Annotated in this window: 11 protein-coding genes; 9 read left to right on the forward strand and 2 right to left on the reverse strand. The window is 39.6% G+C overall.

What is annotated here, in order from left to right; genetic code table 11:
- The 4 genes from C4E06_RS26990 to panB all read left to right on the forward strand — a co-directional run.
- On the forward strand, nt 1–228 hold a 228-nt coding region (locus tag C4E06_RS26990), incomplete at its 5' end, for a PEP-CTERM sorting domain-containing protein (protein ID WP_198649085.1).
- A gap of 207 nt (nt 229–435) precedes the next feature.
- On the forward strand, nt 436–1,161 hold the full coding sequence (locus C4E06_RS26995; RefSeq protein WP_107671399.1) for a Stp1/IreP family PP2C-type Ser/Thr phosphatase: 726 nt from the start codon (nt 436–438) through the stop codon (nt 1,159–1,161).
- A gap of 61 nt (nt 1,162–1,222) precedes the next feature.
- Entirely contained in the window at nt 1,223–1,912 is a 690-nt protein-coding gene (bchM, locus tag C4E06_RS27000) for a magnesium protoporphyrin IX methyltransferase (RefSeq protein WP_107671400.1), read from the forward strand.
- Nucleotides 1,913–1,987: 75 nt separating this feature from the next.
- Nucleotides 1,988–2,767 carry a 3-methyl-2-oxobutanoate hydroxymethyltransferase gene (gene panB / locus C4E06_RS27005; RefSeq protein WP_107671401.1) on the forward strand — a complete coding sequence of 260 codons (780 nt, stop codon included), beginning with the start codon at nt 1,988–1,990 and terminating at the stop codon, nt 2,765–2,767.
- A gap of 233 nt (nt 2,768–3,000) precedes the next feature.
- On the opposite strand, the gene grrP is transcribed toward panB, so the two are convergent.
- Nucleotides 3,001–3,894: an extracellular substrate binding-like orphan protein GrrP gene (gene grrP, locus C4E06_RS27010; protein WP_107671402.1), complete on the reverse strand. Its 894-nt coding sequence runs from the start codon at nt 3,892–3,894 to the stop codon at nt 3,001–3,003.
- Nucleotides 3,895–4,029: 135 nt separating this feature from the next.
- Here grrP and grrA (C4E06_RS27015) point away from each other — a divergent pair, with 135 nt between their 5' ends.
- The 5 genes from grrA (C4E06_RS27015) to C4E06_RS27035 all read left to right on the forward strand — a co-directional run bounded on the left by grrA (C4E06_RS27015) (nt 4,030) and on the right by C4E06_RS27035 (nt 7,007).
- Nucleotides 4,030–4,398, forward strand: coding sequence for a GrrA/OscA1 family cyclophane-containing rSAM-modified RiPP (grrA, locus tag C4E06_RS27015; protein ID WP_107671403.1), 369 nt, complete (start codon nt 4,030–4,032; stop codon nt 4,396–4,398).
- Nucleotides 4,399–4,465: 67 nt separating this feature from the next.
- The gene (gene grrA / locus C4E06_RS27020) at nt 4,466–4,834 is read left to right on the forward strand and encodes a GrrA/OscA1 family cyclophane-containing rSAM-modified RiPP (RefSeq protein WP_107671404.1); all 369 of its coding nucleotides are present in this window, start codon (nt 4,466–4,468) and stop codon (nt 4,832–4,834) included.
- Between the two features lie 8 nt (nt 4,835–4,842).
- Nucleotides 4,843–6,030 carry a cyclophane-forming radical SAM/SPASM peptide maturase GrrM/OscB gene (gene grrM, locus C4E06_RS27025; protein ID WP_107671405.1) on the forward strand — a complete coding sequence of 396 codons (1,188 nt, stop codon included), beginning with the start codon at nt 4,843–4,845 and terminating at the stop codon, nt 6,028–6,030.
- Nucleotides 6,031–6,094: 64 nt separating this feature from the next.
- Entirely contained in the window at nt 6,095–6,724 is a 630-nt protein-coding gene (gene hisH / locus C4E06_RS27030) for an imidazole glycerol phosphate synthase subunit HisH (RefSeq protein ID WP_107671406.1), read from the forward strand.
- A gap of 16 nt (nt 6,725–6,740) precedes the next feature.
- Complete coding sequence (locus tag C4E06_RS27035) at nt 6,741–7,007, forward strand: DUF2283 domain-containing protein (protein WP_107671407.1); 267 nt, start codon at nt 6,741–6,743, stop codon at nt 7,005–7,007.
- 77 nt (nt 7,008–7,084) lie between these two features.
- Here the strand turns inward: C4E06_RS27035 and murA are convergent.
- On the reverse strand, nt 7,085–8,221 hold a 1,137-nt coding region (murA, locus tag C4E06_RS27040; protein ID WP_107671408.1), incomplete at its 5' end, for a UDP-N-acetylglucosamine 1-carboxyvinyltransferase.

The following is an 8,221-nucleotide window of genomic DNA, read 5'->3' on the forward strand; positions in this document are numbered from 1 at the left end:
AGTGCTTATTTGATGAATGCTTCTACTTTAAGTGGAACTTGGGATACCTTCGGTATTGAAAAAGGAAATGGCAGTGCTGGTCCTGATCTTTCTCACTTTAGTGTTTATTCATCCGGTCAACCCGTTCCTGAACCTCTCACCATCTTAGGTGCTGGTGCCGCTATCAGTTTCGGAACTGCGTTCAAGCGTAAATTAGGTAAAGCTAAAAAGAGCGACGAAAAAGCATAAATTTTATCCATTCAGAGCAAACCTTTGAGTCTTGCAGGTAAGTTAGTACCTGCATTTTTTCTTTATCGTTCCCTATAGACCTGTAAGCGAATTTTTGCTAGATGACCAAGCGGAAATTTTTTGATAGTATTTTAGGGTAGGGAGTTTTGCTAACACTCTGTTAGGGACTAAACCACCCTTATTTATACTAATTAACTAAATTAACCAATGATGAATCGTCGCTTCACAGGTCTAACTGATCCGGGACTGTTGAGATCGGTCAATCAAGATAACTATTACATCGATCCAGAGGGACGTTTTTTTGTGGTCGCAGACGGAATGGGTGGCCACGCAGGAGGACAAGAAGCTAGTCTCATTGCTACCCAACGCATCAAAGAATATTTAGAACAGTATTGGGACTCCGAAGCCTCTTCCCACGACATCCTAGAAGAAGCCATCATTAAAGCCAACGAAGGAATATTAGAAGATCAACAAAATAATCCCGAACGGGGAGAAATGGGAACAACGGCGGTAGTGGTCCTGTTTCGTGGAGAACAACCCCTGCGGGCCCACGTGGGAGACTCTCGACTCTATCGTATCCGTGACGGTAAATTAGAGCAAATCACCGAAGATCACACTTGGGTGGCCCGGGCCCTAAAAATGGGAGATATTGACGCAGAACAAGCGAAAACTCACCCCGGACGGCACGTTTTGTTCCAGTGTTTAGGGCGCAAAGATACCCAAAAACCAGAAATTGGGACATTAGAGATTCAACCCGGCGATCGCTTATTATTGTGTAGTGATGGTTTAACCGAAGAAGTAGCCGACCCTGCCATCCAAGAAATTTTTGACCACAGTGAATCCTGTGACGACATTGCTAAAAATTTAATCGAAGCCGCCAAAGACGGCGGGGGTTCGGATAATATTACGGTGGTGATAGTGGTGCAAGAATAATGAATCATCCAAATACTCAGGTAAAATGAAAAGTTGTGCTTAAAAAAACCTTCCTGAATCCATGAATACCACCACTGATGATAAAACCATTGTCAAAGATTACTTTAACGCCACAGGATTCGACCGTTGGCGGAGGATTTATGGCGATGGAGATGTTAATAAAGTTCAAAAAGATATTCGCCTCGGACATCAACAAACCATCGATACAGTGGTAGCCTGGCTTAAAGCGGATGAAAATCTGGCTGATTTGTCTATTTGCGACGCTGGATGTGGGGTGGGTAGTTTAAGCCTTCCGTTAGCCCAAGAAGGAGCCAAAATCTTCGCCAGTGATATTTCTGAAAAAATGGTCACAGAAGCTCAAGAAAGGGCCCAAAAAACCCTCAAAGATGCCAGTAATGTTACCTTTGCGGTACAAGATTTAGAAAGTTTAACCGGCAACTATCACACCGTGATTTGTCTCGATGTCTTAATCCATTATCCCACTGAAGATGCAGCGAAAATGATTAAGCATTTAGCCTCTTTAGCCGAATCTCGGTTAATCCTCAGTTTTGCGCCGAAAACCCTGTGTTTAACCCTTCTTAAAAAGATTGGTGAATTTTTCCCAGGGCCCAGCAAAACCACCCGCGCCTATCAACACAAAGAAAAAGATATTATAAAAATATTAGAAGACAATGGCTTCACCATTCAACGCAAAGACATGACTAGCACTCGTTTCTATTATTCTCGGATTCTTGAAGCGGTTAAAGAATAAGTCACTACTGAAACAGTATAACGGTAGGGGCTTAATATATTAAGCCCCTAAAATTTTGCAGATTTTGGGCATATCATGGGACTGACAACACAACAACTGATTACCTGGAAACAACAAGGCCGTCCCATTGTAGCGTTAACCGCTTGGGACTATGGTTTTGCTCAATTATTAGATGCAGCCGGCATTGATATTATTTTGGTGGGTGATTCCTTGGCAATGGTTGCTTTAGGCTACGAAACCACTTTACCGGTTACCCTCGATGAAATGTTATATCATGCCTCCGCTGTTCGTCGAGGGGTTAAACGGGCGTTGGTGGTGTGTGATTTACCCTTTTTGAGTTATCAAGAAAGCATCAGTCAAGCCATTCATACTGCAGGCCGGGTTTTAAAAGAAACTGGAGTACAAGCGGTTAAACTTGAAGGGGGACACCCTGCTGCCATCGAAACCGTCGCCCGTTTGACTGATATTGGTATCCCCGTTATGGGCCATGTGGGGTTAACTCCTCAGTCGGTGCATCGTTTGGGTTATCGTCGACAGGGAACCACCGAGGCCGATGCTGACCGTATTTTATCAGAAGCGATCGCTTTATCAGAAGCCGGTGCGTTTGCTGTGGTTTTAGAGCATATTCCAGCTAACCTTGCTAGGATGATTACAGATAAGTTACCTATCCCAACTATTGGCATCGGTGCAGGAACTGACTGTGATGGACAGGTCTTAGTAACAGCAGATTTATTAGGATTGTCTGAGAAACAGCCTCCTTTTGCCAAATCTTATGTCAATTTAAGAGAGATTGTTACTCAAGCCGTCAGTGATTTTTCCCAAGAGGTTCGAGAGGGCAAGTTTCCTGAGAATTAAACTCAGGAGATCACAAAGATCCTAGTTGATATTGCGGGGGAGCAGGGAGACCGGAGCAGGGGAGATAAAAATACAACTAAATTGATTTAAAAATTATTGTTATTTTGCTTAAGACTTTTAAAGCCAAAATAAATTCAAAGAAAGAGTTGTTTGCTTGTATTTAACTCAAAATGCTCTCCCATGCTCCCTGCTCCCCTGCAGCCTTTTACCAGTGAGTTTTTGATCAACTGAAATTATTGTTCAGGGGGAATTTGTTCACGGGTAATAATCATTATCTCAAAAAAATCTTTAATTCTTGCTGGTTCAAAGGGAACAATTCCATTTTCTCCAAAATAACGATTGACCATTTCAACGTAACGGGAATCACCCCGAATATAACCATCCATCAGTTTACCGATGGTCAAGTTAACTAGGTTCAAAAAAGTGGAATCTTGTTCGGGAACCATACAAGCAATGCCATGTTTAAAATAAGATTCCTCCGGCACTACTTTATAAGCATCAGGATTAGTTAAGGTTTGTCGCGTTCCTTCTAAAATGGTACCGTCAAAGGCAAATCCATCTACTTCACCGTCTTCTACTGCTTTAATTCCTGCTTGTATACTATCAACATTAACAACGGTTACTTGAGATTCAATGACTTTAATAGCTTCGGGACTAAGAACACTTTCTATAATAGCAATTCGTTTATTTTTAAAAGAGTCGGGAGAAGATAAATTATTATCTTCTTTGACAAAAACTTTAATCCCAGACACCCCATAAGCTAAAGAAAAATCCACAAATCTATCCCGTTGCCAGGTAAAAGTCGTATCACAAGCAATGTCAACTTCACGATTAAGAAGGCTGCTAATTCTCTCATCTAAAGTATCATCAACAATGACTTTAATTTGAACATCTTTGCCAATTTCTTCACTTAATGTTTCTCTAATTAATTCAATCAGTTCTACAGAATAACCGACTAATTTGTCTTCGTCATTAACGTAAGCATAAGGCACTAAATCGACTCTTGTGCTAACATTTAATATTCCTGTTCTTGCCACCCGTTCTAGAACTGTCTCTGCTAAACTTTGACTCGGAAAAGTTAACATAGTCATTAAACTTAAAGCAATTAAGGGTATTTTGTTATACATAATTTTTTGTTTTAATAGAAAGAAACAGTAGAATTGTTACTTATTTTAGTCAATCTGTAAAGAAAAGGTAAATAAATTTAACAATAATAGCCATTAAAGTCTCTTTTTTGCTAGAGTTCTCAACAGAATTGTATAATGAGGACAAATATTGTGCAGATTACTAATAAAATCACTTTCATGGGTTTATTATTAGCTATCTCAACTTTAAATATCTCCGGGGCAATAGCTAATTCCGAAAAACCGATTAATACCAAGGTTTCTAATCCTATTGAATATCGTCTATCTCGTCTTACCAAAGTAATAGAAAAGCGAGGCGTTGAAACCATGAAGACTTTACCACCAGCAGAGGAAAACTTATTAGCCAGAGGATTTGCCAATCGTAGTGGAGGCGGTGGTTTTGCCAATCGGGGTGGAGGGGGTGGTTTTGTTAATCGGGGCGGAGGTGGCGGTTTTGTCAACCGAAGTCCTTGGCCAAATGGGGGAAGTTTTTACAATCGTTATTAATCGATGAAAGTGTTATTTATTATGATATTATTTCAGGATTTATTATTTACTTTCAGGAGAATTTATTGTGCAAATTAAAACAAAAATTACTTGTGTGGGATTTCTTTTAGCAGTGTCTACTTTAACTGCTTCTGTGGCAAAAAGTCATGAGAGTTTATCCAATAACAACTTAACCATAGAAACCCGTTTATCTCGCTTAACAGAAGCAATGCAGGAAAGAGAGATTGATGTTTTAGATGAACAAAGAGATGATGTTGATTTACTAGCAAGAGGTTGGGCAAATGGCCGTCGAGGAAGTTGGGCTAATGGATATCGAGGTGGTTTTGCCAATCGTCATGGTGGTGGTGGCTTTGTTAACCGTCGTCCTTGGGGTGATAGAGGAGGTTTTTATAACCGTAGTCCTTGGAGAAATGGTGGATTTATTAATCGGTGGTAAGGTGAAAAATGAAAACTAATTTATCTATAAATAGCACAAAAAATGACTCGCTCAATGTTTCCTCATTTGGCCCCATTAATTTAGTGGTGATTCAACCGACTCCTTTTTGTAATCTTGATTGTGATTATTGTTATTTACCGAATCGAAAGTTAAAAGAAAAACTATCTCTTGATTTAATTGAACCGATTTTTAAAGCTATTTTTACCAGTCCCTTTGTCGGAGAATTTGTTGATATTTGTTGGCACGCAGGAGAACCCTTAGCTGTGCCTATTTCTTATTATAAGGAAGTATTTAAAAGAATTGAAATTGCTAATGAAAAATACAATATTAAACAATTTCCTATTTATCATTCCATACAAACCAACGGTATTTTAATTAATCAAGCTTGGTGTGACTTTTTTAAAGAATATAATATATGTGTCGGCGTGAGTATTGATGGCCCTGATTTTTTACATAATACTCATCGTAAAACCCCTAAAGGTTTAGCCACTCATGAAAGTGTAATGCGAGGGATTAATTATTTACAAGAAAATGATATCTACTTTAATATTATTGCTGTTATTACTCAAGAATCTTTAGACTATGCTGATGAAATATTTAACTTTTTTTGGCAAAATAATATTAACGATGTCGCTTTTAATATGGAAGAAATAGAAGGAATTAACCAAACCTCTTCTTTAGATAAAGTGGGGACAGAAAAAAAATATTATAAGTTTATGAAACGATTTTGGGAATTAACCAGCCAAACTAATGATCAATTTAAAGTAAGAGAATTTGAGGCAATTTGTGGCTTAATTTGTGATAATCAAAGACTAGCAAAAACCGACATGAATCATCCCTTTGCCATTTTAAATATTGATTATTTAGGTAATTTTTCCACCTTTGATCCCGAATTACTATCAGTTGACATTAAACCTTACGGTAACTTTATTTTAGGCAATGTGTTAACCGATAGTTTAGAATCGGTTTGTGATAGTAAAAAATTTAAACAAATTTATCAAGATATGGCAAAAGGCGTTGAGAGTTGTCGTCAAAGTTGTGATTATTTTGGCGTATGTGGAGGAGGTGCAGGAAGTAATAAATATTGGGAAAATGGTAGTTTTAATTCAACCGAAACCCAAGCGTGTCGTTATCGCACTAAAATCGTCACAGATGTGGTTTTAGAAGCTTTAGAAAATTCCTTTGGAATTAATTAATTTATAGCGAGCAAAAAATCAATTATCATAATAAATAGTGAAATGTTAACCACAAGGAATGTTTATGGGTTTCCTGGCTGTTATTGACTATGACATGGGTAATCTGCACTCTGCGTGTAAAGGGCTAGAAAAAGCAGGAATTCAGCCAAAAATTACCGATTCTCCCCAAGACATTGCAGAAGCAGAGGCGATCGTTTTGCCAGGGGTAGGATCATTTGATCCGGCAGTGCAACAACTGCGATCGCGCGGTTTAGAAGAACCCATCAAAGCAGCGATCTCCGCCGGTAAACCATTTTTAGGAATATGTTTGGGCCTGCAAATTCTTTTCGAGGGTTCAGAAGAAGGCAAAGAACCCGGTTTAGGTATTATAAAAGGCAAAGTACGTCGTTTTCACTCAGAACCTAATTTAACCATTCCTCACATGGGTTGGAACCAGTTACAATTAACGCAACCTAATCTATCCTTATGGCAAGGGTTAATTGCTGATCCTTACGTTTATTTTGTCCATTCTTATTATGTTGATCCGGTTGAGTCTGATGTCAAAGCGGCCGTGGTAACTCATGGTAGCCAAACCGTAACAGCCGCGATCGCCCGTGATAACCTAATGGCGGTACAATTTCATCCTGAAAAATCATCAGATAATGGATTACAAATGCTTTCAAATTTTGCAGCGATGGTTAAACAAAAAAGATAATAAATAGTCAAAAAAGATGACGTTTCAAATTAATTATGATCAAGAAGTAGATGCAGCTTATTGTCGTCTTGAGAATCAAACAGTTTTAGAATCTGAAGAAATTGCCGATGGGATTATTGTTGATTATAATGAAAACAATAAAATAGTGGGAGTTGAGTTATTAGGAGTAAAAACTATCAACTTGGGAAATTTAGCTATCCTTATTCCTCTATTACCTGAATCATTGAAAGCCCAAATTAAAGACTTTTTTTCTTTAGAGTTTTCTCTCAGAGAAAAAAGGTAAAATTAACAAAAAAACTGGACATACTAACCCTAATCAATCAGTATGCCCATAAAACTATTATTAAGCCTAGCTAATATTTAGTTAACAGAAGAATATTCCTTAACTTCTTCATCCATCACATTAACACGGCGAATATTAGCCCCTAATTTACGTAATTTACCTTCTAGGTTATCGTAACCGCGATCAAGGTGATGTAACCCTTGCACAATAGTGGTTCCTTGTGCCGCTAAACCAGCCAAAACCAACGCAGCAGACGCGCGTAAGTCAGTGGCCATCACCGGCGCACCAGAGAGGAAAGGCACACCTTTAACTAAGGCAATATTCCCCTTGACGCGGATATCTGCGCCCATGCGTTGTAACTCAGCCACATGACGCAGACGGTTTTCAAACACGGTTTCTGTGACCATACTGCTACCTTCACTCAAGGTTAACAGAGCCATGAACTGGGCCTGCATATCCGTGGGAAACCCAGGAAACGGCATGGTTTTGATATCTGTTGCTCTGAGAGGCGCAGGAATGAGTCTTATACGATCAGTGCCTTCTATCACCACTTGGGGACCCATTTCCCGTAACTTAGCAATGACAGAGGCTAAATCTTCAGGAACAACAGGGTTAAGGGTAATTTCTGAGTTAGTAATGGCTCCGGCTATTAAGAGGGTTCCTGCTTCAATGCGATCGGGAATCACACAATAGTCGGTACTGTGCAGTTTTTCAACACCAGAAACCACAATTTTATTGGTTCCTGCACCTTTTATTTTAGCTCCCATAGAGCGGCAGAAGTTGGCTAAATCAGCAATTTCAGGCTCTTGAGCCGCGTTTTCGATGATGGTTTCTCCCTCTGCTAAGGTAGCGGCCATCATAATGGTTTCTGTTGCCCCTACACTGGGATAATCTAGGTAAATCTTAGCCCCTTGCAGACGTTTGCGACTACCTCTGACGCAAGCATGAACCACACCGTGTTCGATGCGAACGTCTGCACCCATTGCTTGTAACCCCCGTACATGAAGGTCTACCGGTCTCGCACCGATCGCACATCCTCCTGGTAAAGGTACACGAGTCATTCCTAAACGGGCAAGTAATGGACCAATGACAAAGAAACTGGCACGAAGTTGAGAGACTAATTCATAGGGAGCTTGATCTTGTCCAATGTCTTGAGCGTTGATGTCAATTACATCACCCTTTCTGTTGAGCTTAACCCCAATGGCTGCTAAAAA

It is taken from the genome of Cyanothece sp. BG0011 (genome assembly GCF_003013815.1).
In the GTDB taxonomy this organism is placed as follows: domain Bacteria; phylum Cyanobacteriota; class Cyanobacteriia; order Cyanobacteriales; family Microcystaceae; genus Crocosphaera.

Coding starts and splice junctions, on each gene's coding strand:
- grrP (WP_107671402.1), bottom strand. CDS start 3,894: ATGTATAACAAAATACCCTTAATTGCTTTAAGTTTAATGACTATGTTA.
- C4E06_RS26995 (WP_107671399.1), top strand. CDS start 436: ATGATGAATCGTCGCTTCACAGGTCTAACTGATCCGGGACTGTTGAGA.
- grrA (WP_107671403.1), top strand. CDS start 4,030: ATGAGGACAAATATTGTGCAGATTACTAATAAAATCACTTTCATGGGT.
- hisH (WP_107671406.1), top strand. CDS start 6,095: ATGGGTTTCCTGGCTGTTATTGACTATGACATGGGTAATCTGCACTCT.
- bchM (WP_107671400.1), top strand. CDS start 1,223: ATGAATACCACCACTGATGATAAAACCATTGTCAAAGATTACTTTAAC.
- grrM (WP_107671405.1), top strand. CDS start 4,843: ATGAAAACTAATTTATCTATAAATAGCACAAAAAATGACTCGCTCAAT.
- C4E06_RS27035 (WP_107671407.1), top strand. CDS start 6,741: ATGACGTTTCAAATTAATTATGATCAAGAAGTAGATGCAGCTTATTGT.
- panB (WP_107671401.1), top strand. CDS start 1,988: ATGGGACTGACAACACAACAACTGATTACCTGGAAACAACAAGGCCGT.